22 protein-coding genes are annotated in these 22,123 nt (G+C 53.4%); 8 read left to right on the forward strand and 14 right to left on the reverse strand.

The window, feature by feature from the left end; translation table 11 throughout:
• The first annotated feature begins 6 nt into the window (after positions 1-6).
• From DMB82_RS01285 to tldD, 4 genes are read left to right on the forward strand one after another with little or no spacing between them, the layout of a single operon-like run.
• Positions 7-600 (forward strand): Maf family protein, encoded by a 594-nt coding sequence (locus tag DMB82_RS01285; protein WP_102119539.1) that lies wholly within the window; start codon positions 7-9, stop codon positions 598-600.
• On the forward strand, positions 590-2,059 hold the full coding sequence (rng, locus tag DMB82_RS01290) for a ribonuclease G (RefSeq protein ID WP_102119538.1): 1,470 nt from the start codon (positions 590-592) through the stop codon (positions 2,057-2,059). Before DMB82_RS01285 ends, rng begins: the two co-directional genes overlap by 11 nt.
• Before the next feature lie 41 nt (positions 2,060-2,100).
• A complete protein-coding gene (gene yhdP / locus DMB82_RS01295) occupies positions 2,101-5,931 on the forward strand; it encodes an AsmA2 domain-containing protein YhdP (RefSeq protein ID WP_116163544.1) in 3,831 nt (1,276 codons plus the stop codon).
• A 56-nt stretch (positions 5,932-5,987) separates the two neighbouring features.
• Entirely contained in the window at positions 5,988-7,433 is a 1,446-nt protein-coding gene (tldD, locus tag DMB82_RS01300) for a metalloprotease TldD (protein WP_116163546.1), read from the forward strand.
• Between the two features lie 86 nt (positions 7,434-7,519).
• Here tldD and DMB82_RS01305 read toward each other — a convergent pair whose 3' ends face one another.
• The 3 genes from DMB82_RS01305 to aaeR all read right to left on the reverse strand — a co-directional run bounded on the left by DMB82_RS01305 (position 7,520) and on the right by aaeR (position 9,506).
• Complete coding sequence (locus DMB82_RS01305) at positions 7,520-8,113, reverse strand: hypothetical protein (protein ID WP_116156359.1); 594 nt, start codon at positions 8,111-8,113, stop codon at positions 7,520-7,522.
• A gap of 9 nt (positions 8,114-8,122) precedes the next feature.
• Positions 8,123-8,419, reverse strand: coding sequence for a hypothetical protein (locus DMB82_RS01310; RefSeq protein WP_116156360.1), 297 nt, complete (start codon positions 8,417-8,419; stop codon positions 8,123-8,125).
• A gap of 151 nt (positions 8,420-8,570) precedes the next feature.
• The gene (gene aaeR, locus DMB82_RS01315) at positions 8,571-9,506 is read right to left on the reverse strand and encodes an HTH-type transcriptional activator AaeR (protein WP_039493083.1); all 936 of its coding nucleotides are present in this window, start codon (positions 9,504-9,506) and stop codon (positions 8,571-8,573) included.
• Between the two features lie 334 nt (positions 9,507-9,840).
• On the opposite strand from aaeR, the gene aaeX reads away from it, so the two are divergent.
• From aaeX to aaeB, 3 genes are read left to right on the forward strand one after another with little or no spacing between them, the layout of a single operon-like run.
• A complete protein-coding gene (aaeX, locus tag DMB82_RS01320; protein WP_005975424.1) occupies positions 9,841-10,044 on the forward strand; it encodes a p-hydroxybenzoic acid efflux pump operon protein AaeX in 204 nt (67 codons plus the stop codon).
• 7 nt (positions 10,045-10,051) lie between these two features.
• The gene (gene aaeA, locus DMB82_RS01325; protein ID WP_102117076.1) at positions 10,052-11,017 is read left to right on the forward strand and encodes a p-hydroxybenzoic acid efflux pump subunit AaeA; all 966 of its coding nucleotides are present in this window, start codon (positions 10,052-10,054) and stop codon (positions 11,015-11,017) included.
• A 9-nt stretch (positions 11,018-11,026) separates the two neighbouring features.
• On the forward strand, positions 11,027-13,015 hold the full coding sequence (gene aaeB, locus DMB82_RS01330; protein WP_116163548.1) for a p-hydroxybenzoic acid efflux pump subunit AaeB: 1,989 nt from the start codon (positions 11,027-11,029) through the stop codon (positions 13,013-13,015).
• A 187-nt stretch (positions 13,016-13,202) separates the two neighbouring features.
• Here aaeB and yjgA read toward each other — a convergent pair whose 3' ends face one another.
• The gene (yjgA, locus tag DMB82_RS01335) at positions 13,203-13,754 is read right to left on the reverse strand and encodes a ribosome biogenesis factor YjgA (RefSeq protein ID WP_010681569.1); all 552 of its coding nucleotides are present in this window, start codon (positions 13,752-13,754) and stop codon (positions 13,203-13,205) included.
• Between the two features lie 294 nt (positions 13,755-14,048).
• On the opposite strand from yjgA, the gene pmbA reads away from it, so the two are divergent.
• On the forward strand, positions 14,049-15,389 hold the full coding sequence (gene pmbA, locus DMB82_RS01340) for a metalloprotease PmbA (RefSeq protein WP_102117078.1): 1,341 nt from the start codon (positions 14,049-14,051) through the stop codon (positions 15,387-15,389).
• Positions 15,390-15,453: 64 nt separating this feature from the next.
• Here the strand turns inward: pmbA and rnk are convergent, their stop codons facing one another.
• The 10 genes from rnk to kdsC all read right to left on the reverse strand — a co-directional run bounded on the left by rnk (position 15,454) and on the right by kdsC (position 22,122).
• On the reverse strand, positions 15,454-15,864 hold the full coding sequence (gene rnk / locus DMB82_RS01345; protein ID WP_010296624.1) for a nucleoside diphosphate kinase regulator: 411 nt from the start codon (positions 15,862-15,864) through the stop codon (positions 15,454-15,456).
• Between the two features lie 160 nt (positions 15,865-16,024).
• Positions 16,025-16,297 (reverse strand): PTS phosphocarrier protein NPr, encoded by a 273-nt coding sequence (gene npr, locus DMB82_RS01350; protein ID WP_102117079.1) that lies wholly within the window; start codon positions 16,295-16,297, stop codon positions 16,025-16,027.
• 31 nt (positions 16,298-16,328) lie between these two features.
• Positions 16,329-17,186: an RNase adapter RapZ gene (gene rapZ, locus DMB82_RS01355; RefSeq protein ID WP_010296630.1), complete on the reverse strand. Its 858-nt coding sequence runs from the start codon at positions 17,184-17,186 to the stop codon at positions 16,329-16,331.
• Positions 17,187-17,346: 160 nt separating this feature from the next.
• A complete protein-coding gene (ptsN, locus tag DMB82_RS01360; RefSeq protein WP_029367653.1) occupies positions 17,347-17,820 on the reverse strand; it encodes a PTS IIA-like nitrogen regulatory protein PtsN in 474 nt (157 codons plus the stop codon).
• Between the two features lie 96 nt (positions 17,821-17,916).
• Entirely contained in the window at positions 17,917-18,204 is a 288-nt protein-coding gene (gene hpf, locus DMB82_RS01365) for a ribosome hibernation promoting factor (protein ID WP_005975449.1), read from the reverse strand.
• Between the two features lie 23 nt (positions 18,205-18,227).
• Positions 18,228-19,661: an RNA polymerase factor sigma-54 gene (rpoN, locus tag DMB82_RS01370; protein WP_102117080.1), complete on the reverse strand. Its 1,434-nt coding sequence runs from the start codon at positions 19,659-19,661 to the stop codon at positions 18,228-18,230.
• Between the two features lie 49 nt (positions 19,662-19,710).
• The gene (gene lptB / locus DMB82_RS01375) at positions 19,711-20,436 is read right to left on the reverse strand and encodes an LPS export ABC transporter ATP-binding protein (protein ID WP_102117081.1); all 726 of its coding nucleotides are present in this window, start codon (positions 20,434-20,436) and stop codon (positions 19,711-19,713) included.
• Positions 20,437-20,439: 3 nt separating this feature from the next.
• Positions 20,440-21,012 carry a lipopolysaccharide ABC transporter substrate-binding protein LptA gene (lptA, locus tag DMB82_RS01380; RefSeq protein ID WP_102117082.1) on the reverse strand — a complete coding sequence of 191 codons (573 nt, stop codon included), beginning with the start codon at positions 21,010-21,012 and terminating at the stop codon, positions 20,440-20,442.
• The gene (gene lptC, locus DMB82_RS01385) at positions 20,993-21,559 is read right to left on the reverse strand and encodes an LPS export ABC transporter periplasmic protein LptC (RefSeq protein ID WP_102117083.1); all 567 of its coding nucleotides are present in this window, start codon (positions 21,557-21,559) and stop codon (positions 20,993-20,995) included. Before lptC ends, lptA begins: the two co-directional genes overlap by 20 nt.
• The gene (gene kdsC / locus DMB82_RS01390; protein ID WP_102117084.1) at positions 21,556-22,122 is read right to left on the reverse strand and encodes a 3-deoxy-manno-octulosonate-8-phosphatase KdsC; all 567 of its coding nucleotides are present in this window, start codon (positions 22,120-22,122) and stop codon (positions 21,556-21,558) included. The genes lptC and kdsC overlap by 4 nt, the downstream gene beginning before the upstream one ends.
• Position 22,123 lies beyond the last annotated feature (1 nt).

The raw sequence follows: 22,123 nt of genomic DNA on the forward strand, positions 1-22,123 counted from the left end.
TGATTCATGACTCAGCTTTATCTGGCTTCCGCTTCTCCCCGCCGTCGCGAACTGCTCACGCAGCTCGATATTCCTTTTTCTGTACTCAATGTCACGGTGGAAGAACAGCGGTTACCGGAGGAGGCAGCGGAAGTGTATGTCCGGCGTCTGGCGCATGAGAAAGCGGCCGCCGGTGTCGTAGCGGCACTGTCCGATTTACCGGTTCTGGGCGCCGACACCATTGTGGTACTGAACGGTCAGGTATTAGAAAAACCACAGAATGAAGCTCATGCGGCAGAGATGCTGAGTCAACTGTCCGGCAAATCACACAAAGTGATGACGGCCGTCGCGCTGGCAGATAAAGATGATGTCTTGAGCTGTCTGGTGATAACCGATGTCGTCTTCCGCCCGCTTTCGCAGCAGGATATCGCACGGTATATCGCCAGCGGAGAGCCGATGGATAAAGCCGGGGCTTACGGTATTCAGGGCAAAGGAGGATGCTTTGTCCGGTCGCTTAACGGGAGCTATTACGCGGTGGTTGGGCTGCCGCTGGTAGAAACTCATGAGCTATTCAGTAATTTTGCTGCGTTGCGGAGTGCAAGAGGAAAACATGACTGCTGAGTTACTGGTAAACGTCACACCGTCAGAAACGCGCGTTGCCTATATCGACGGCGGTATTCTGCAAGAAATTCATATTGAGCGCGATGCGAAGCGCGGCATTGTCGGCAACATCTATAAGGGCCGCGTGAGTCGCGTCCTGCCGGGCATGCAGGCTGCTTTTGTGGATATCGGTCTGGATAAAGCGGCATTCCTGCACGCGTCCGATATTATGCCGCACACCGAATGCGTTGCCGGTGACGAACAGAAGAATTTTCACGTCCGTGACATCGCCGAACTGGTACGTCAGGGGCAGGATCTCATGGTGCAAGTGGTCAAAGATCCGCTGGGAACCAAAGGCGCACGGCTGACGACGGATATCACGCTGCCGTCGCGCTATCTGGTGTTTATGCCCGGTGCATCGCATGTCGGCGTGTCACAGCGAATAGAGAGCGAGGCAGAACGCGAGCGCTTAAAGAAGACGGTCGCCGAGTATTGTGATGATGACGGTGGTTTCATCATTCGTACCGCAGCGGAAGGGATTGGTGAAGAAGAACTCTCGCAGGATGCGGCGTTTCTGAAGCGTCTGTGGGGCAAGGTGATGGAGCGCAAAAAGCGCAACCAGACCAAATGTAAGCTCTACGGTGAAGTGGCGCTCGCCCAGCGAATTTTGCGTGATTTCGCCGGTGCTGCGCTGGATCGCATTCGGATTGATTCTCGGCTGACGTATGAAGCACTGCTGGAATTTACCGTCGAATATATCCCAGAGATGACCCGTAAACTCGAGCACTATGCGGGCAAACAGCCAATTTTTGACCTGTTTGACGTGGAAAATGAGATCCAGCGTTCGCTGGACAGAAAGGTTGAGCTGAAGTCTGGTGGCTATTTGATCATCGATCAGACTGAAGCGATGACGACCATCGACATCAACACAGGGGCGTTTGTCGGCCATCGCAATCTGGATGAAACCATTTTCAATACCAACACGGAAGCGACACAGGCGATTGCGCGACAGCTGCGTCTACGTAACCTTGGTGGCATCATCATTATCGATTTCATCGATATGAATAACGAAGATCACCGTCGGCGGGTGCTGCATTCACTGGAGCAGGCGCTCAGTAAAGATCGGGTTAAAACCAGTATTAACGGCTTCTCTCAACTAGGGTTAGTGGAGATGACGCGCAAACGCACGCGTGAGAGTATCGAACACGTGCTGTGTCATGAATGCCCGACGTGCCATGGTCGTGGCACGGTGAAAACGGTCGAAAGCGTCTGCTATGAAATCATGCGCGAAATCGTGCGAGTCCACCACGCTTATGACACCGATCGTTTCCTGGTCTATGCCTCACCGGCTGTCGGGGAAGCGCTGAGAAGTGAAGAGTCGCACGCGTTAGCTGAGGTTGAAATTTTCGTCGGCAAACAGGTCAAAGTACAAATCGAACCCCTGTATAGCCAGGAGCAGTTTGACGTTGTCATGATGTAAATTCGTGCGCTTGTCGTCGGCGACGAAAGAAGGAGAAATTAGTGAGGCGACTGCCCGGAATACTCATCATCACGGGTGCCACTCTTGTCGTGATGGTTGCGCTGTTAGTCAGCGGCTTAAGACTGGTGCTGCCACAGCTCGATCACTTCCGGCCACAACTGGTGGTCTGGGCGCAGTCTGCTGCCGGTGTTCCGTTAGAAATCGGTTCGATGACGGGGCGCTGGGAGTCCTTTGGCCCCACGCTGGAAATTGAAAAATTTCGCACGTCCCTGCCGGAATCGGACTGGCAGGTTGACCGCATTACGCTAGCGCTGGATGTGTGGCAGTCGCTGTTGCACGGGCGCTGGCAGTTTCGCGATCTCACATTTCACCAGTTAAAACTGGATATTAATAGCCAATTTACTGGGCAGCAGCAGGATAGCAAGCTGATGGCGTCAGGGAAGGTCAGCGATCTTTTCCTGCGCCAGTTTGACCACTTTGACCTGCGTGACAGCCACATTACCTTTCTTACCCCTTCTGGTTCCCGCGCGGAGCTGAGCATTCCTCAACTGACCTGGCTGAATTCCGAGAAGCGTCACCGAGCGGAAGGCTTGATCAGCCTGTCGAGTTTTAATGGTCAGCACGGCGTCGTGCAGATGCGTATGGACTTGCACGACGATCATGGGCTGCTCAGCAACGGCACGTTCTACCTGCAGGCTGACAATATCGATATGAAGCCCTGGCTTAGCCGCTGGATGAAAAGCACAACCGGGCTGGAAAGTGCCGATTTTAGTCTCGCAGCGTGGCTCAACCTCCGTGATGGTGACATTCACAGCGGCGATGTGTTCCTCAATCACGGAACGGCAGGTTGGGGTGAAGGCCGCGATGCGCATCGCCTGAATGTGGATGATATGACGCTGCACGTCAGCCGTCAGGAAAATGGCTGGCAGGTGGATGTGCCTGAATTGAATCTGGCAACGGATGGCGTCGCCTGGCCGAAAGGTCGGCTCTCCGCACTCTGGCTGCCAAAGAATGAACACATGTTAGGGCCCGATCGGCAGGAAGAGCTGCGCATTCGAGCCAGCAACGTGGCATTGGCGCGAGTAAGCACGCTGCTTCCGCTGCTGTCCGGCACGACGCCAGAATTGAAAGCGCGCTGGGATGAACTGCAACCGACGGGCACATTGAATACCGTTGCTGTTGATATCCCTCTGCAACAGCCTGAGCGAAGCCGCTTTCAGGCCGACTGGCAGGATGTGAGCTGGAAGCAGTGGAAATTGCTGCCGGGGGTCGATCATTTCTCCGGCTCTGCCCGCGGTAGTACCGAACGCGGTCAGGTCAGCATCGCGTTAAAGCAGAGCTCGCTGCCCTATGTCGATATGTTCCGTGCGCCGCTGGAAATCAAACAGGCCAGCGGCACGATAGACTGGCGTAATGATGCACAGGGTCTGGCGCTCTGGAGCCATGGGCTGGACGTGCAGGCGAAATCGCTATGGGCTAACGGCGATTTCCGCTATGAACAGCCAGTTAAGCAGGAACCGAAACTGGATATTCTGGCGGGCATTCGGCTGACCGATGCGGCGGATGCCTGGCGCTATTATCCTGAACGGTTTATGGGCACCGAACTGGTGGATTATCTGAGCGGCGCACTGAAAGGCGGACATGTCGATAACGCCACCTTGATCTTTGCCGGTAATCCGCAGCATTTCCCTTATACGCATAACGAAGGCCAGTTTGAAGTCTGGGTGCCGGTTAAAGAGGCTACCTTCGAATTTCAGCCGGGCTGGCCTGCGCTGACGCCGCTGGATATTAATCTGGATTTTGCCAACAACGGCCTGTGGATGTTTGCGCCGCAAGCCTGGCTGGGCAAGGTGGAAGGCAAGAATATTAGCGCGGTCATTCCCGATTATGAAAAAGAGATGCTGCTCGTCGATGGCGAACTGGACGGTCCGGGGCCTGAGGTAGGGAACTATTTTCATCAGACGCCGCTGAAACCCTCGCTGGGTACGGCATTGGATGAGCTGAAAATTGGCGGACCGGTGAAAGGGACGCTGCATCTGGATATCCCGCTTGCCGGTGACGACGTCCACGCCAGTGGCGACATTACGCTGAACAATAACAGTCTCTACATCAAGCCGCTGGATACCACGATTAAGAATCTCACGGGTAAGTTCCGCTATGAGAACGGCAACTTACGCAGTGAAACCCTTCAGGCGAATTGGCTGAATCAGCCGATGGCGGTCAATTTCACGACGGAAGAGCACGCGAAGGCTTTTCTGGTGAATGTGGGTTTGCAGGGTGACTGGCAGCCTGCGCGCTTGCCCGGTTTACCTGCATCGGCCAGCAAAGCCCTGTCCGGCACGGCAGGCTGGAAAAGTACGATTGCCGTCAACCTGCCGCATTCTGGTAAGACAACTTATGATGTTGATGTACAAACTGATTTCAATAAAGTAAGTAGTCACTTACCTAACCCGCTAAATAAACCCGCTGGCGAGAGCCTGCCGCTGGAGGTAAAAGCCAGCGGCGACCTGAATGGTTTCGCGATGAAGGGACGGCTGGGCAAGGATAACCACTTCAATAGCCAATGGCTGCTGAAAGGCGACACGGTGACACTGGCGCGGGCAAGCTGGCAGAAAGGGACAGCGGTGGCGCCTGGATTGCCAGAAGACTCCTCGTTGGTACTCGATCTTCCGCCACTGGATGCTGAAAGCTGGCTGGGGCTTTTGCCTTCTCTGCGTGCTTCGACACCAGTGGAAGGGAAAAAGGCGCACAGTACGCTTCGTTTTCCAGAAGCCGTGACGTTGCGAACGCCTGAGCTACAGCTGCTGGGGCAGCAGTGGCACGATCTGGAAATCACGCGTAAAAATATGCTTGCTGGCAGTGAAGTGCAGGTAAAAGGGCGCGAAATTGACGGAACGGTTGAGATACCCAATCGCGGCATATGGCGTAGCGACATCCATTATCTCTACTACAATCCTCAGTGGAAAGGGAATGAAGCGACCAACCCAGTTGCATTAGCAGAGAAAAAATCACCGCTAAACGATCCGAGCATCAGCTTCGACGACTGGCCGTCGCTGGCGGTTAACTGTCGCCAATGCTGGATTATCGGGCAGAATATGGGACGTATTGAAGGAACGCTGCTGACAGAAAAGGAAAAATTAACGCTGACGGATGGCATCATTGATACGGGCAAAGCCCGTATGACGGTAAACGGTTCCTGGCAGGAAAACGCGGAAGGCGTGCGGACGGCGCTAAAAGGCCGCCTGACAGGGGAGAATCTGGAGCAAAACGCTAACTGGTTTGGCGTTGATTCACCGCTGAAAGCCGGTTCTTTCGATGTGGACTACGATCTGTACTGGCGCGGTACGCCTTGGGCACCGGATATTGCCAGCCTGAGCGGAATATTGCACACGCGCATCGGTAAAGGTGAGATTGCCGAAGTGGGGGCGGGTCAGGCGGGTCAATTGCTGCGTTTATTGAGCTTTGATGCGCTGATGCGTAAGCTGCGGTTCGATTTTAGCGATACGTTTGGTCGTGGATTTTACTTCGATTCAATTAGCAACACGGCATGGATTAAAGATGGCGTGTTACATACTGATGATATGTTGGTTGACGGTCTGGAGGCGGATATCGCGATAAAAGGCGATCTCGACCTCGCTAAGCGACAGGTCAATATGGAAGCGGTTATCGCCCCGGAAATTTCCGCGACGGTGGGGGTAGCGACCGCATTTGCTGTTAACCCGGTTGTCGGGGCTGCGGTGTTTGCTGCCAGTAAAGTGCTGGCACCGCTATGGAACAAGATTTCGCTGATTCGCTACCAAATTTCCGGTAGCCTCGATCAGCCAAAGATTCAGGAAGTGCTGCGTGAGCCGAACAAGAAGAAAGGCGAATAATGCCGTTGGGGCAGCGCAGCGTACTCAGCCGATTATCTGATAAAGAGTGAAAAATTATGAGCCTTTCGTTTGTCAGTGAGCAGTTACTCACCGCCAATAAATTGAATCTTGACGATCTCGCCGCTGTGCTGGGGTCACTTAATGAACGTCGACTGGACTATGCCGATCTCTATTTCCAATCCAGCTACCATGAGTCTTGGGTGCTGGAAGATCGCATCATTAAAGACGGGTCTTACAATATCGACCAGGGCGTGGGTATCCGTGCGATTGACGGTGAAAAGACTGGGTTTGCTTATGCCGATCAAATCACGCTGAACGCATTGCATCAGAGCGCGCAGGCTGCGCGCAGTATTGTGCGGGAACAAGGTACAGGGACTGCGCACACGTTGGGTGCAGTATCGCATCATGCGCTTTATCCAACGTTGAATCCGTTGGATAGCCTGACGCGTGAGGACAAAATTGCGTTGTTGCAGCGTGCCGACACGGTCGCGCGTGCCGCCGATGCGCGTGTACAGGAAGTGTCAGCCAGCCTGACCGGCGTGTATGAGCTGGTGCTGGTGGCGGCGACGGACGGTACGCTGGCGGCGGATGTGCGCCCGCTGGTTCGTCTGTCGATCAGCGTGCTAGTTGAATCTGAGGGCAAACGTGAACGCGGTTCCAGCGGCGGCGGCCTGCGTGGCGGCTATGACTATTTCTGGGAAGTGGCTGACGGCGAAGCACGCGTCGACGCCTGGGCGAAGGAAGCCGTGCGAATGGCGCTGGTTAACCTGTCGGCGGTGGCCGCTCCTGCCGGGCCAATGCCAGTGGTGTTGGGTGCCGGCTGGCCGGGTGTACTGCTGCATGAAGCCGTTGGTCATGGTTTGGAAGGTGATTTTAACCGTCGCGGTACGTCAGTATTCAGCGGGCAGATGGGGAAACTCGTTGCGTCAGAGCTGTGCACGGTGGTGGATGACGGCACGCTGACCGGGCGTCGCGGTTCGGTTTCGATGGACGATGAAGGCGTTCCGGGGCAATACAATGTCCTGATCGAAAACGGTATTCTGAAAGGCTATATGCAGGACAAGCTGAATGCGCGTCTGATGGGCGTTGCGCCAACGGGCAACGGTCGCCGCGAATCTTATGCGCACCTGCCGATGCCGCGCATGACGAACACCTACATGCTGGCTGGGAAATCTACGCCGGAAGAGATTATCTCCAGCGTTGAATACGGTCTGTATGCGCCAAACTTTGGCGGCGGTCAGGTCGATATCACTTCTGGTAAGTTCGTCTTCTCGACATCCGAAGCCTACCTGATCGAAAAAGGCCGTATCACTACCCCAGTCAAAGGTGCGACGCTGATTGGCTCCGGCATTGAAGCGATGCAGCAGATCTCGATGGTTGGTAACGATCTGGCGCTGGATAACGGCGTCGGCGTGTGCGGTAAAGAAGGGCAAAGCCTGCCCGTCGGCGTGGGTCAACCTACGCTGAAACTGGAAAGCCTGACCGTCGGCGGCACCGCGTAATTTGCTCTGAGTCCTGAGTACCCTTTAAGACCGCGCGTTATTAGCGCGGTTTTTTTTCTGGGTTGGCTATGTCGCGGAGCACGATATCAGGATACCGCAGCAATGATCGATTTAAGCTGTTTGATGTGAATTTCGTCTCGCTGTACCAAAACATCTTCCTTAATCTTGAGAACAATGCCCTTTAGCAGGTCTGTTGTGCTGGAGATATTGGTCGTGGTTTTTAGTACGTCAATGTCTGTCGCGACATGTCTGCCTTTAAGCGAAAGACGTTTCTCGGATTTTCCTCTTGCCAAATCACTTTGCAGAAAACGCGGAATGTCTTTTGCTGCTGTGTGGTCAGCCGCCAGCGTATGCAGATAATATTTCATCAGCGTGGGAATAAAATCCGGTTCCCCACCCAATTCGCAACTTGCCAGATTCAGAATGTCTATCATGTGCGCGGGAACCCTGCTTTCCAGCGCTTTACGCTGCACATCCAGTGCTTTCTTAATCATGGGCGTAGACTGATGGGGGATGATGGCAACATTTCCGCAGCGTTCGCAAACGCCAACCAAAACTTGTCTCACCACGCCGCTGTTATCACTGAATGGGACGTCTTTAAGCTGAAACGTCGCAGTTTCAAGTGACTGGCATGTGTTACAGAGAGCGGACTGGGTATCGCCGACTTTAAAAATTTTCATGTCATCGCCTCAATGGTGGACGCTAATAAAGACACAATCCGGCTCGGTAAAATACCATTTGATATACCACGGTATTCCCCGCTGGCGGCAGCGGATGATATGAACACCAATATGCGCTGCAAAATGGTGGGGTGAAGAGGAATAAAACGACCCCGAAGATTGATAAATAATATCAATGAGTTCTGTTATTGATATTTGTCCGGTTGCCAGCAAATTCTTCGTGCTGATATTCCCTCTGGCCTCATGCAGTACATTACCTGACTGCAAACAGACAATAAGCTGCTTTTTGGCATTCTTAAATCCCATCCCTCACCTATATTGTACGAATTTATTCGTACGTTATCCATGTGATTTTACTTTCCTGAACGAAGGGAAGAGATATAACGCAAGGATGGTGGGATCGGGATGTGTTTTGTATGAAAGAGGGAAACGCCTCGCATTTTCCTCTTTGCAAAACCTACTTTTTTTCCTCGCTATGATTCTGTCGATAGCCCTGATATGTCAGGGCGACGTTTTTGAAGTATTCCGTCATGTAGTTAATGCAGACCTGTACTTTTAGCGGCAGGTTGTCTTTGCGGGTGTAGAGCGCGTAGACCGGGCGCGGGTCGGAGTGGTAGCGGTTGAACAGGATCTCAATTTCGCCGCGATTGATTTCGTCCACGATCCACATGAGCGGCACGTACGCGATGCCTGCACCGGCCTTGAGCCAGCGCACCAGCGTTTGCGGGTCGTTAGTGACAAAGCGTCCTTGTGGTGTGACGCGGGTCGAAATGCCTTCTGGGGCGATCAGCTCGAATTCGCTGTCGGGACGTACGCTGTATTCCAGCCAGGAAAAATTCACCATATCTGCCGGTTTATCCGGCGTGCCGTGCTGTGCCAGATAGCTTTTTGCGGCACAGACCACCATCGGCATCGAGCCTAATCGTTTCGAGAACAGGCTGGAATCCTGTAGCGCGCCGACGCGGATAACGATATCCAGCCCGTCGGCAATCAGGTCGGGCGCGGGAATCCCGGTGACCAGATTGACGGATAAACCGGGATATTCCTTCAGCATAGCGGCAGTCATGGTGGACAACACATTCTGCGCCATCGTGGAAGAACTGCCGATGCGCAGCGTGCCGATCGGCGTGTTGTTGAAGGCGTAAAGCTGCTCATGGACCTCATGCGCCTCGTGCAGCATGCGGCGACAGCCGTGGTAGTAAATTTTCCCCGCTTCCGTCAAACCAATGCTGCGCGTACTGCGATTAAGCAGCTTAATCTGTAGCTCATCTTCAAGCTTGGTGACGGTCTGGCTGACGGCGGATACGCTCATCTGCAACTGACGGGCAGCGGCGGTAAAAGAACCAAATTCCACCACGCGGGCAAACACCGACATACTCTTTAGTCTTTCCATTATTCACTCTGGCTTAAAAGTGATTTAGATCACACTATGTAGATAAGGTGATAATAAGCATCCATAATATAGCCTATCCGGTGGTTCTGGGCAGAACAGAGCCATTCAATGATTGTGTTTATTTACCTAATTAGAGTAATACGCTGATTTCCCATCGTTAGTCAGCCCTTGCTGGCATCGCTATTCATCAGTTTAACGTTATCCCATCCGTTGGTTGCCCGCCTGCGGGATGAGGCTCTGTTGTCGGTGCTGAAAGGCCGCGCCAGACGACATAATTTACCACTCGGTAGCACACTTGCTCGCTACCGTTACCTAATAGAAAAAGGAAAAGAGGATGAGTTCACTCCCAGTTATGGTGCTGTTCGGGCTGTCATTTCCCCCCGTATTTTTTGTCTTGCTGGTATCGCTGACTCTGTTTTTTGTCGTGAACCGCCTGCTGCAACCAACGGGGATCTATGACTTCGTCTGGCATCCGGCGCTGTTTAACAGCGCGCTGTTCTGCTGTCTGTTTTATTTACTGTTCCGTTACGGTCTGTGAGGTGTCTGTGAAAGCGTTCTTTTTACCCTTGTTTAGACAGCAGGCCGTGCTGATCAAAAAACTGAGCCGCGTGGTCATCACGCTGGTGATTGTGCTGTGTGCCATTGTGGCAATCTTCCGTGTCTGGGCGTTCTATACCGAATCACCCTGGACGCGTGATGCCAAATTTACCGCAGATGTGGTGGCGATCGCACCAGATGTCAGCGGGTTATTGACCGATGTTCGCGTCACGGACAATCAACTGGTGAACAAAGGTGACGTGCTGTTTGTCATCGATCAGCCGCGCTACCATCAGGCCGTGGCGCAGGCGGAAGCCGATGTTGCCTACTATCAGGCGCTGGTAACGGAAAAACGTCGGGAATCAGGACGTCGGGCGCGACTGGGCATCAGTGCGATGTCACAGGAAAATATCGATCAGTCCAGTAATGCATTGGAAACCGCCACGCATCAGCTTGCTAAAGCACAGGCGGTATTATCGCTGGCGCAACTGGAGCTGGAGCGCACCGTGGTTCGTGCCCCTGCCGACGGCTGGGTCACCAACCTTCATGTGCAAAGTGGGGAATTTATCGAACGCGGTAATACGGCGGTGGCACTGGTGAAAAAGAATTCGTTTTACCTTCTGGCGTACATGGAAGAGACCAAACTTGAAGGCGTGCGTCGTGGCTATCGTGCGGAAATCACCCCGTTGGGTAGCGAAAAGATATTTTACGGCACGGTGGATAGCGTGGCGGCTGGGGTCAATAACAGCAGCAACAGTGCGAACACGAAAGGCCTGGCTAACGTGGATTCCAATCTGGAGTGGGTGCGTTTGGCGCAGCGTGTGCCGGTAAAAATCCGTCTCGATCGACAAATGGGCGATCTCTATCCGGCTGGCACGACGGCGACCGTGGTGATTACCGGCGAGCAGGTTAACAACGACAAAAAACCGTCGCCGCTCATTCGCCTGCTTTATCGCCTGCGTGAGTTTGGCTAAGAGGCGATGATGAAAACCCCGTCGTTGGCAGTATCCAGATTCTATACCACACCAAAGTTTGCGCGTTCTCGCTTTGCCTTCAAGCTGAGCTTTGCGATTGTGCTATCCCTGTTTCTAGGTTTTCACCTCCAGTTGGAAACGCCGCGCTGGTCGGTGCTGACGGCAGCAATTGTCGCCGCTGGCCCGGCGTTCGCTGCGGGTGGTGAACCGTTTTCTGGTGCGATCCGCCATCGTGGTATTCTGCGCATCATCGGCACGTTTATTGGCTGTATCGGTGCACTTATTATCATTATCGCCACCGTTCGTGCACCGGTTGTGATGTTAATGCTGTGCTGTATTTGGGCAGGCCTTTGCACCTGGGTTTCCTCGCTGGTTAAAGTCGAAAACGCCTATATCTTCGGGCTGGCAGGTTATACCGCGCTGATTATTATTGTATCAACACAGGGAACGCCGCTGCTGACACCGCAGTTTGCCGTGGAGCGATGTAGCGAGATTGTACTGGGCATCGTCTGCGCCATTCTGGCGGATTTACTGTTCTCACCGCGCTCGATCAAGCAGGATGTTGACCGCAGTATCGGTGAACTGCTGGTGGATCAGTATCGGCTACTGCAACTCAGCATGAGCGGGGCGGAGAGAGAAGTGATAGATACGGCATGGCATACGCTGGTGCGTAAAACGACCGCGTTAAATGGCATGCGCAGTAGCCTGATGCTGGAGTCTTCACGCTGGCAGAACAGCAATCGCCGCTTAACATCGCTGCATACGCAATCGCTCACGATGATCACACAGGCGTGTGAAACCTATCTGATGTTGCAGGATGTCCCTATCCCTGTAAAAAGCAGCCTGAAATTGGTGTTGGATCAGCCTGTTGAATCGCTCCGCGATGTGCATTGCCGTGTGAAAGCATTACGTCACTTGATTGCGGCTGATAGCCGCGATGTGCCGCCTACGTTGGTCAGTTGGGTTGGAGCGGCAACGCGCTATCTGCTGCTGGCGAAGGGCGTGCAGACCAATGGACGCATTAGTACGATAGAAGCTGACGTGCTGAACAGCGAGGTGGAAATCAAAGCGCCTTCGGCTGAAACCCATCATGCCATGATCAACGGTTTACGCACCGGAGTGGCGACGGCGCTGGGCTGCCTGTTCTGGCTAAGTACCGGCTGGACTTCCGGCAGCGTGTGTATGGTGATGATTGCGGTGGTGACGTCGCTTGCCATGCGTTTGCCGAATCCACAGATGATGGCGAGGGATTTTCTTTTTGGGACGATCTACGCGCTGCCGCTGGGCGCATTGATGTTCATGTTTATTATGCCGTCAACGCAGCAAAGCATGCTGCTGCTGTGCCTGAGTCTGGGGGCGATGGCTTTCTTCCTCGGGCTTGAGGTACAAAAGCGTCGGTTGGGCTCGCTGGGCGCATTAGCCAGTACGATCAATATCCTAGTACTGGATAACCCGATGACGTTCAACATTAGCCAGTTTCTGGACAGCGCGATCGGCCAGATCATCGGCTGTTTTCTGGCGTTGATGGTGATCTTGCTGATCCGAGATAACACCAAGGCACATACGGGGAGAACGCTGTTGAACCGCTTTGTGTATGGTGCAGTCTCGGCACTGACGACCAACACCGTGCGGCGAAAAGAAAATCACCTGCCAGCGCTGTATCAACAGCTGTTCCTGCTGCTGAGCCGCTTCCCTGACGATATTGCCAAGTATCGCCTTGCGCTGTGGCTGATCATCATGCACCAACGTTTGAGAACGCTGAATATTCCGCAAAATGCGGCGCTATCTGCCTTTCATCGTCAGATTCGTGCAACCGCAGAGCAGGTGATTTCAGCTCGGCGCGATACTACGCGCAGCCGCTATTTCACGCAGTTGTTGGACGAGCTTGAACGTTATCAGCAGATGCTGACAGAACAGCAGCTTCCCCCGAGCGTGACGGCACCTGTAGGGCGACTAAGCGGGATTCTGCGTGATTATCAGCATGCGTTAAGCCGCTAATTTTGGTGGACGGTGCGGAGCCGAGCAGGAGATTGTTTACGTGGTGCATGGCTAACCGCTTCAGCAAGGCAAATGTTTCTTGCTGTTTTTCATATTCAGTGATGTCCATAACCACCATTTTGGCTTCACTATCTTGGGTGATAATACACGGGATGAGTGAGATAGACTCCTCACCCCGCTTTTGCCATTAGTCTGTGGTCTCAGCCAGTTCGCGCAGATACTGGAAGATCTGGCGGGCGGATTTCGGCGGCTTATTCGTCGCTTTCTCTTTCTGCGCATTACGCACCAGAGAACGCAACTGCTGACGGTCAGCATGAGGATATAGCGCCAGAATATCGGGGACCACATCGTCACCTTCTTCAATCAGACGGTCACGCAGCTGTTCCAGTTTGTGGAATAACGCCACCTGCTGATTATGGCGGTTGTTCAGCTTATCCAGCGCGGTTTGGATCGGCTCTGGATCGCGGGCGCGCAGCATTTTACCAATCAGCTGTAGCTGACGACGACGGCCTTCTTTCTTGATCCGCTGTGCCAGTTCCACCGCTGCACGCAGATCGTCGTCCAACGGGATCTTTTCCAGAGCGTTCTTGCCCAGATCGACCAGTTCCGCGCCGAGATCTTTCAGCGCTTCGGCATCGCGCTTTATTTCACTTTTGCTGACCCAGATAATTTCATCATCTTCGTCGTCTTCTTGGTTATCGGGGACGTCATTCAGCCAGTCTTCGTACTTTTGCTTCATGGTTGGCTCCTAAAAAGTGTCCAGGAGCAATTCGTAACGCTACGTGTAGCGGCTCCGGGATGGTGAACAGCGCGCCCACCAGAAAAAGAGGCTGATACTAACAGGTTTGGGCTTTGTGCGAAATTGTCCGTAGATCCTGTTAGACTAGAAAGCATTATGCTACACCTTTTTATGCTCGTCATACTTCACGTTGCATGTGCGTTGGCTGCGCGAAGTCTGTAGAGTATACGCCCCTTTTGTGCTCGTTGCGGGGATGATGATGGTGAGCTTTCTTCCACTCATTATGGCAGAACAATGACGATAACTACTCAGGTTGCAGAGCAGCGTAAAGCGCTGGAGCTCGCGGTTGCTCAGGCGCTGGAACTGGCGCGTGCCGGTTCTGATGCAGCAGAAGTCGCGGTGTCAAAAACGACGGGCATTAGCGTCAGTACCCGTTATGGCGAGGTTGAAAATGTTGAATTCAACAGCGATGGCGCGTTAGGCATCACGGTTTATCACCAACAGCGTAAAGGTAGCGCATCGTCTACCGATCTCAGCCCTGATGCGATAGCCCGTACCGTACAGGCCGCGCTAGATATTGCGCGTTATACCTCTGTCGATCCTTTTGCTGGCCCAGCAGATCGAGATCTTCTGGCGTTCGACGCGCCGGATCTGGATCTATTCCATCCAACCGAGCTGGATGCGGATCGCGGTATTGAATTAGCCGCTCGTGCAGAGCAGGCAGCGTTACAGGCTGACAAGCGCATCACTAACACCGAAGGCGGCAGCTTTAACAGCCACTATGGCGTGAAGGTGTTCGGCAATAGCCACGGCCTGCTGAAAAGTTACTGCTCTAGCCGTCATTCCATGTCCAGCTGTGTGATTGCTGAAGTGAATGGCGATATGGAGCGAGATTATGCCTACACCGTTGGCCGTGCGCTGGATGACTTGCGCAGCCCGGAATGGGTGGGCGAAGAGTGCGCGCGCCGCACATTATCCCGCTTGTCACCGCGTAAACTGCCCACCATGCAGGCTCCGGTGATGTTTTCTGCGGAAGTGGCGACGGGTCTGTTTGGCCATTTGGTTGGCGCCATCAGTGGCGGCAGCGTTTATCGTAAATCCACTTTTCTGCTGGATAAGCTGGGTCAGCAGATTCTGCCGGAGTGGCTGACGATTGAGGAACAGCCGCATCTGCTGAGAGGGCTGGCCTCTACGCCGTTCGACAGCGAAGGCGTGCGGACGCAGGCGCGTGACATTGTGAAGGCGGGCGTGTTGCAGACCTGGCTTATGACAAGCTACTCCGCGCGTAAGCTGGGCATGCAGAGCACCGGCCATGCGGGTGGTATTCATAACTGGCGGATTGCCGGACAGGGTCTGGATTTCAACGGTATGTTGAAACAGATGGGCAAAGGCCTGCTGGTGACCGAACTGATGGGGCAAGGCGTGAGCGGTGTGACGGGGGACTATTCCCGTGGCGCATCCGGCTTCTGGGTCGAAAATGGCGAAATTCAATATCCGGTTAGCGAGATTACGATCGCGGGTAACCTGAAAGACATGCTGCGTAATATTGTGACGGTGGGGAATGATATCGAAACCCGAAGCAATATCCAGTGTGGTTCCGTTCTGCTGCCATCAATGAAGATCGCAGGGGAATAAACCTGCTCTGCGTGAGTCACCGTCGCCGTCGGCAGTGTCCGACGGCTGTTACTCTATCCCTGGCTTAGCGGTGGTACTCGCCCGCGGCTTCTGGCTGATAGAGTAGTTCTAGTACTTCAATTCGCGTTTCTTCACCGTTTGGCAATTGCCAGGTGATAGAATTTCCCACATGCATTCCCAATAGTGCCGCACCCAGCGGAGCCATCACCGACAGCGGTTCTTTGCTGTCCTTCACTGCGGCTGGATAAACCAGCGTGCGGATGTGCTCTTCGTTGGTATTCAGATCGCGGAAACGCACCCGACTATTCATGGTGACGACATGTGAGGGAATCGATGCCGAAGGCAGAATGTCCGCCCGATCCAGCTCCTCATTCAACGCCTGTGCGATATCGCTGTCCGCAAAGGCGGGCTGCTCCAATAACATATCCAGACGTTCTGCATCCAATTCACTGATTGTCAGGTTAGGTTTCGTCATACTCCTCTCCAGTTGGTATTTTTCAGATGATATAAAAATAACCCCCGCGCCCAAAGGAGCAGGGGTATAAGAAAATATTATGATTTATAGAGGTAGATAGTAGGAGGTTCGGAAGGGAAAGTGAAGCACTAAGGCTAGCAGATAGCCTGCTAAGGAAATGCTAGTCCTCGTCGAACCCCGCTTCAAACAGCCCGATGACGGCGGCAAGCGCCTGTTCTTCATCTGGGCCTGTCGCTTCTACTTCGATGAGTCGCCCTTTGGCCGAGTCCAGCATTAGCATGGCAATCACGCTGCTGGCTTCGGCTTCGGTGCCGCTGTCATTACGCAGTATCACTTCGGCACCAAAGCTCTGCACCAGCTCGAACAGCTTCATGGCTGGGCGAGCGTGCATGCCTAGCTTGTTTTTGATTTCAACCGTTTGCCGGACTGTCATAGGTTACCTAGTTGTACTGGTTTGCTGACTATTATGAGGGTTTACGTTTTTCCAGCGTACGGTGGCGCGACTGCACGTTCTTACCGCGTGAGCGGAAGTAATCTGCCAGTTGTTCGGCGACATAGACGGAACGGTGTTTACCGCCGGTACAGCCAATCGCGACAGTCAGGTAGCTGCGGTTATTGGTTTCCAGCATTGGCAGCCACAGTTCCAAATAGCTGCGGGTCTGGTAGATGAAGTTGTGAACTTCGGTATGCCTGTCGAGGAAAGACGCAACGGGCTTATCCAGACCGGTCATCGGGCGCAGTTTCGGATCCCAGTGCGGGTTCGGCAGGAAGCGCACGTCAAAGACGTAATCCGCATCGATAGGGATACCGTGCTTGAAGCCGAACGATTCGAACACCATCGTGAGCTCGCGTTCTCGCTTGCCGAGCAGCCGGGTACGCAGCATTTCGGCCAGTTCATGTACCGACATCTCTGAGGTATCGATAATCAGATCGGCACGTGAACGCAGCGGTTCCAGGAGGTCGCTTTCTTCATCAATGGCGCTTTCCAGTGACAGATTTTTGCTGGAGAGCGGGTGAAGGCGGCGGGTATCGCTATAGCGGCGAATCAGCGTATTGCGATCGGCATCCAGAAACAGCAGTTGAGGCGAGAAGCTGGGTGGCAGTTGCTCCATGGCATGCTCGAAGATCTCTGGGGATTCCGGCATATTGCGCACGTCAATGCTGACTGCTGCGGAAATGTTACGTGCCGCAAGCGTATTAGCCAGTTCTGGCAGTAGAACCACTGGTAGGTTATCTACGCAGTAGAACCCCATATCTTCCAGTGCGCGCAGGGCGACAGATTTCCCTGAACCTGAGCGACCACTGACAATCATCAGCACCATCTGACGACTCCCCTCTGGCAACGTGATGGCGAATTTTCATTGCCACTGTTTTTATAAAGTGATGTATAGCTAAAAAAATGACGGCTTAGCGCATGGATTGCAAGCATTCTCTGAATCCATGGCAAATCGCCCGTCATCGTGAACATGACAACCATCCGGCTTAACCAGCTTCCGTCATAATCTGGTACAGCTCTTCATCGCTTTGCGCCGCACGCAGGCGCCGGCAAACCGTTTTATCCGCCAGCCGCTTGGCAACAAGCGACAGGGTATGCAAATGGGTTTTACATTGTTCCGCTGGAACCAGCAAGGCAAAAAGCAGATCAACGGCCTGATTATCAATGGCATCGAAAGCGATCGGTTGCTCTAACTGGATGAAAACACCGATGGCGCCCAGCGCATTATCGTCTTCCAACTTACCGTGAGGAATGGCAATGCCGCCGCCGATTCCCGTGCTGCCCATCCGCTCCCGGGTCAGGATGGCATCAAAGATAATCTGCGAAGGAATGTTAAGCTGCTTGGCAGCGAGCTCACTGATAATTTCCAATGCCCGTTTCTTACTCTGGCAGTGGACGGTGCTTCGGGTGCACTCAGGACGTAATACGGTGCTGAGCTGCAATACGGGATCGTGGTTCATTTTATTTTCACTTAACGACGCTTTCACTTCTGGTGATCCCGACCCACCCGATGGATGGGCCGAGTTTGTTCCTTTGCCAAACGGCAAAGGAGAAAATTAGTGTTGCTTGAGTTTATCTTTATGCTTATTGAGCTGTCTCGCCAGCTTATCAATCAATAAATCTATCGCGGCGTACATATCTGCCGCCTCTGAGGTCGCATGCAGCTCGCCGCCATTAACGTGGAGCGTGGCCTCGGCAATTTGCTGAACTTTTTCCACTCTCAATACCACATTGACCTGATTAATCCGGTCAAAATACTGCTCTAATTTGGCAAACTTGCCATTCACAAAATCACGCAGTGGTTCAGTGATCTCGATGTGGTGGCCGGTAATGTTGAGCTGCATAGTGTCTTCCTTCTCTGTTGAAATCAAATCAGTTGTTTACGCTGATTCGATGGTGGGATAGATAAAGACTCTCGGTATTTTGCAACGGTTCGACGCGCCACGATGATGCCCTGCTCGGAAAGCAGCGCCGTCAGCTTGCTATCGCTCAGTGGCTTCACGGGGTTTTCCGCCGCAATAAGCTTCTTCACCAACGCGCGGATTGCCGTTGATGACGCTTCTCCGCCACTATCCGTATTAACGTGGCTGGAGAAGAAATATTTTAGCTCAAAAATGCCGCGTGGGCTGTGCAGGAACTTCTGTGTCGTCACGCGTGAGATGGTGGATTCATGCATATCCACCGCTTGCGCGATGTCTGCCAGCACCATGGGCTTCATGAATTCTTCACCCTGATCGAAGAAATCCTGCTGCTGTTCGACGATGCAGCGGGTGACCTTCAGCAGCGTGTCATTGCGGCTTTCCAGGCTTTTGATGAGCCAGCGCGCTTCTTGCAGATTGCTGCGGATAAACTGCCCGTCGCTATCGTTGCGCGCGCTGTTACCCAGCGCAGCGTATTGCTGGTTAATTTGCAACCGGGGAACGCTGTCGGTGTTTAGTTCGACGGTCCAGATCCCCTGAACTTTACGTACCAGCACGTCAGGAATCACGTATTCGGATTCACCGGTGTTGATCGATTGTCCTGGACGGGGATCGAGTGATTGGATCAGCGCCAGTGCTTCTTTCAGTACCTCTTCTTTCAGGCGCGTGATGCGGATTAAACTGCGGAAATCATGGTTGGCTAACAGATCGAGATGATCGCTGACGATCAGGCGCGCTTCGGTCAGGCGTGGCGTGTCGTCGGCAAATTGGGAAAGCTGCACCAGCAGGCAATCACGCAGATCGCGAGCGGCAACGCCAACGGGATCGAAGCGCTGCACGCGTTTGAGTACGGCTTCAACTTCTTCCAGCGTCACGTCGTCGTCACCGATGCTCTCAAGAATGTCCTGCAGCGGTACTGTCAGGTAACCGGTGTTGTCCACCGCATCGACGATAGAGGTCGCGATAGCCGCATCGGTGTCGGAAAACGGCGTCAGCTCAACTTGCCACATCAGGTAATCCTGAAGCGTTTGCGTGGTTTCACCTTGATAAATCGGCAGTTCTTCATCGCGATAGTCGGTGCCAGTGCCTGACGGTGTGCCTGCGGAGTAAATTTCATCCCAGGTGGCATCGAGCGGCAATTCTTCTGGCATGTCCCTTTGTTCAAGGGCTTCACCGGTATCCAGTGAATCGCTGTCTGCCTTTTCAAATGACTCGATTTCGTCGTGCTGATCCGTTTGTTCGAGCAACGGATTACTTTCTAACGCCAGTTGAATCTCCTGTTGCAATTCAAGCGTGGACAGTTGCAACAGGCGGATCGCCTGTTGGAGCTGTGGAGTCATGGCCAGTTGCTGGCTAAGCCTGAGTTGCAAACCTTGCTTCATAAATCGCGCTAACGTCCCATAAGTACTGCAAAGAGAAGATATTACCCTATCAGAGTCGGAAGCCTTCGCCCAGATAGACGCGTTTCACTTGTTCATCGGCCAGAATATCGGTCGGTGAACCGTGGGCGATCAGGTTACCCTGACTCACGATGTAGGCTCGTTCACAAACATCAAGCGTTTCGCGGACGTTATGATCGGTAATCAACACGCCAAGCCCGCTGTCACGCAGATGCTCAATGATTTTTTTAATATCCAGTACGGAGATCGGGTCTACGCCTGCAAACGGTTCATCCAGCAGGATGAACTTCGGATTCGCTGCCAGCGCACGCGCAATCTCTACGCGGCGTCTTTCTCCACCGGACAGCGATTGTCCCAGACTATCGCGCAAATGAATAATATGGAATTCTTCCATTAGCTCATTGGCACGATCTTCCTGCTGTTCGGTCGTCAGATCTTTACGGATCTGTAATACCGCCATCAGGTTGTCATAGACGCTTAAGCGCCGAAAAATAGAGGCTTCCTGCGGCAGATAGCCGATGCCGCGCAGGGCGCGTTCGTGCAGGGGAAGCAGGCTGATGTCATTGTCGTCAATGACGATGCGGCCTTCATCACGCGGGACGATGCCTACGACCATGTAGAACGTTGTCGTTTTGCCGGCCCCATTCGGTCCGAGCAGGCCGACGATTTCACCAGAATTAACAGTGAGGCTGACGTTTTCCACGACTTTACGGCCTTTGTACGCCTTGGCTAGATTTTCTGCGGTTAGTGTTGCCATAACTTATTCAGTGACCCGTGGTTGCGATTGCTGAGAACGAGAAGGCTGGTTCTTGTTCTCTTTCTCCTGAAGCTGAGAAGGGACCAACACCGTCGTCACGCGTTTTCCTTTGTCGCTGGTCGCTTCCATCTGCTGCTGTTTCACCAGATAAGTGATGCGATCGCCTTTGACATTGCTGTCCTGCTGTTCCAGATAGGCATTGCCTGTCAGCACCAGAAAGTCGGTGGCCAGCTCGTAGCGGATTTTCTGCGCACGCCCTTTTACCGGTTTGCCGTTGTCCTGCATCTGGTAGAACGTCACGGGGTTGCCGTAACCTTCGACCACTTCGCTGCCTTGCGTGCCCTGTGGACGCGTCACGACGACTTTGTCGGCTTTCACTTCAATCGTCCCTTGCTTCACGACAACATTGCCAGTGAACGTCACCGTGTTGCCCTGCATGTCCAGAGATTGCTGCGCTGAATCAATGTGAATAGGCTGATTGCTATCGCCCGTTACAGCAAAGGTGGAAACGCTGACGGCGAACAGCGAGCTGGCGATCAGGGTGTTACGCATCAGATTATTGGTTTTGGATTTCATAAGAGGTTTTTACCTTTTCGATCAACTCGGCCGTTTTGTTACGCAGATTTCCGCGCATTTTCATTCCGCTTGAGGTAAAGCTGGCACCGTACAGGGTCACTTCATCATCGGAAGCGATGTCCTGCGTGACCAGATTCACCTGGGCATTATTCGTTGTGATGCGCTGAAGCTGTGCGTCTTTCGCCAGGCTATTCACCTCGACGTTGCCGTACAGATAGAGCATCTTGTCTTTTGTCAGCTTGGCGCGATCGGCGCGGACTGACCAAGTTGCCGTGCCTTGCTCATTGAACAGCGTAGCAACAGGCGTGGTAAACCAGCTCAACTGCTCGTCGTTGAAATACTCCGCTTTTTCCGAAACCAGTCTGTAGCTCAGCTTACCCGCAGGGCTGTATACCTGCGTGTTGGTCTTTTCGCTGGTATAAACCGGCACGGCGGGGTCGTTTGCATCCGGTGCTGCTACCGTGTCGTCATCTGCAATATTCCAGCCGATGAGGATAAGCACCAATAGGGCCAGAAAAGCGGTGAGCCAACGCTTGGTTTTGCTCATATTGACAGCCCTCTGGCATGCTCCAGTTTGTCCTGCGAGAACAGAATCAAATCACACAGCTCACGCACTGCGCCACGACCTCCCGCAATGCGGGTGACATAATCTGCGCGTGGTAACAGCAGCGGATGGGCGTCTGCCACGGCAACACTCAGCCCGACCTGCGCCATCACTGGCCAGTCGATCATATCGTCGCCGATATATGCCACCTGATTTGCTGTTACTGACAGTTTATCCAAGAGATCGTTGAAGGCCAAAACCTTATCCGATTGCCCTTGATAAAGATGGTTAATGCCCAGTGTCTTACACCGATCTTCCAGCAGTTTTGCTGAACGACCGGTAATGATGGCAACCTCAATATCGGACGTCAGCAAACAGCGAATACCATAACCGTCGCGGACGTTAAAGGCTTTCAGCTCCTCGCCGTGGTTGCCCATATAAATCAGACCATCGGACATCACGCCGTCAACGTCGCAAATTAACAGGCGAACCTCACGGGCTTTATCCAGTACCTGTTGATCGACAGGCCCATAGCAGGTATCGGTTTGCGCCCTGACTTCACTCATT

It is taken from the genome of Pectobacterium aquaticum (genome assembly GCF_003382565.3).
GTDB lineage: Bacteria > Pseudomonadota > Gammaproteobacteria > Enterobacterales > Enterobacteriaceae > Pectobacterium > Pectobacterium aquaticum.

What these genes read in the sequence shown, in the direction of transcription:
- DMB82_RS01285 (WP_102119539.1), top strand. Translation starts at nt 7, where the DNA reads ATGACTCAGCTTTATCTGGCTTCCGCTTCTCCCCGCCGTCGCGAACTG.
- rng (WP_102119538.1), top strand. Translation starts at nt 590, where the DNA reads ATGACTGCTGAGTTACTGGTAAACGTCACACCGTCAGAAACGCGCGTT.
- tldD (WP_116163546.1), top strand. Translation starts at nt 5,988, where the DNA reads ATGAGCCTTTCGTTTGTCAGTGAGCAGTTACTCACCGCCAATAAATTG.
- DMB82_RS01305 (WP_116156359.1), bottom strand. Translation starts at nt 8,113, where the DNA reads ATGAAAATTTTTAAAGTCGGCGATACCCAGTCCGCTCTCTGTAACACA.
- DMB82_RS01310 (WP_116156360.1), bottom strand. Translation starts at nt 8,419, where the DNA reads ATGGGATTTAAGAATGCCAAAAAGCAGCTTATTGTCTGTTTGCAGTCA.
- aaeR (WP_039493083.1), bottom strand. Translation starts at nt 9,506, where the DNA reads ATGGAAAGACTAAAGAGTATGTCGGTGTTTGCCCGCGTGGTGGAATTT.
- aaeX (WP_005975424.1), top strand. Translation starts at nt 9,841, where the DNA reads ATGAGTTCACTCCCAGTTATGGTGCTGTTCGGGCTGTCATTTCCCCCC.
- aaeB (WP_116163548.1), top strand. Translation starts at nt 11,027, where the DNA reads ATGAAAACCCCGTCGTTGGCAGTATCCAGATTCTATACCACACCAAAG.
- yjgA (WP_010681569.1), bottom strand. Translation starts at nt 13,754, where the DNA reads ATGAAGCAAAAGTACGAAGACTGGCTGAATGACGTCCCCGATAACCAA.
- pmbA (WP_102117078.1), top strand. Translation starts at nt 14,049, where the DNA reads ATGACGATAACTACTCAGGTTGCAGAGCAGCGTAAAGCGCTGGAGCTC.
- rnk (WP_010296624.1), bottom strand. Translation starts at nt 15,864, where the DNA reads ATGACGAAACCTAACCTGACAATCAGTGAATTGGATGCAGAACGTCTG.
- npr (WP_102117079.1), bottom strand. Translation starts at nt 16,297, where the DNA reads ATGACAGTCCGGCAAACGGTTGAAATCAAAAACAAGCTAGGCATGCAC.
- rapZ (WP_010296630.1), bottom strand. Translation starts at nt 17,186, where the DNA reads ATGGTGCTGATGATTGTCAGTGGTCGCTCAGGTTCAGGGAAATCTGTC.
- ptsN (WP_029367653.1), bottom strand. Translation starts at nt 17,820, where the DNA reads ATGAACCACGATCCCGTATTGCAGCTCAGCACCGTATTACGTCCTGAG.
- hpf (WP_005975449.1), bottom strand. Translation starts at nt 18,204, where the DNA reads ATGCAGCTCAACATTACCGGCCACCACATCGAGATCACTGAACCACTG.
- rpoN (WP_102117080.1), bottom strand. Translation starts at nt 19,661, where the DNA reads ATGAAGCAAGGTTTGCAACTCAGGCTTAGCCAGCAACTGGCCATGACT.
- lptB (WP_102117081.1), bottom strand. Translation starts at nt 20,436, where the DNA reads ATGGCAACACTAACCGCAGAAAATCTAGCCAAGGCGTACAAAGGCCGT.
- lptA (WP_102117082.1), bottom strand. Translation starts at nt 21,012, where the DNA reads ATGAAATCCAAAACCAATAATCTGATGCGTAACACCCTGATCGCCAGC.
- lptC (WP_102117083.1), bottom strand. Translation starts at nt 21,559, where the DNA reads ATGAGCAAAACCAAGCGTTGGCTCACCGCTTTTCTGGCCCTATTGGTG.
- kdsC (WP_102117084.1), bottom strand. Translation starts at nt 22,122, where the DNA reads ATGAGTGAAGTCAGGGCGCAAACCGATACCTGCTATGGGCCTGTCGAT.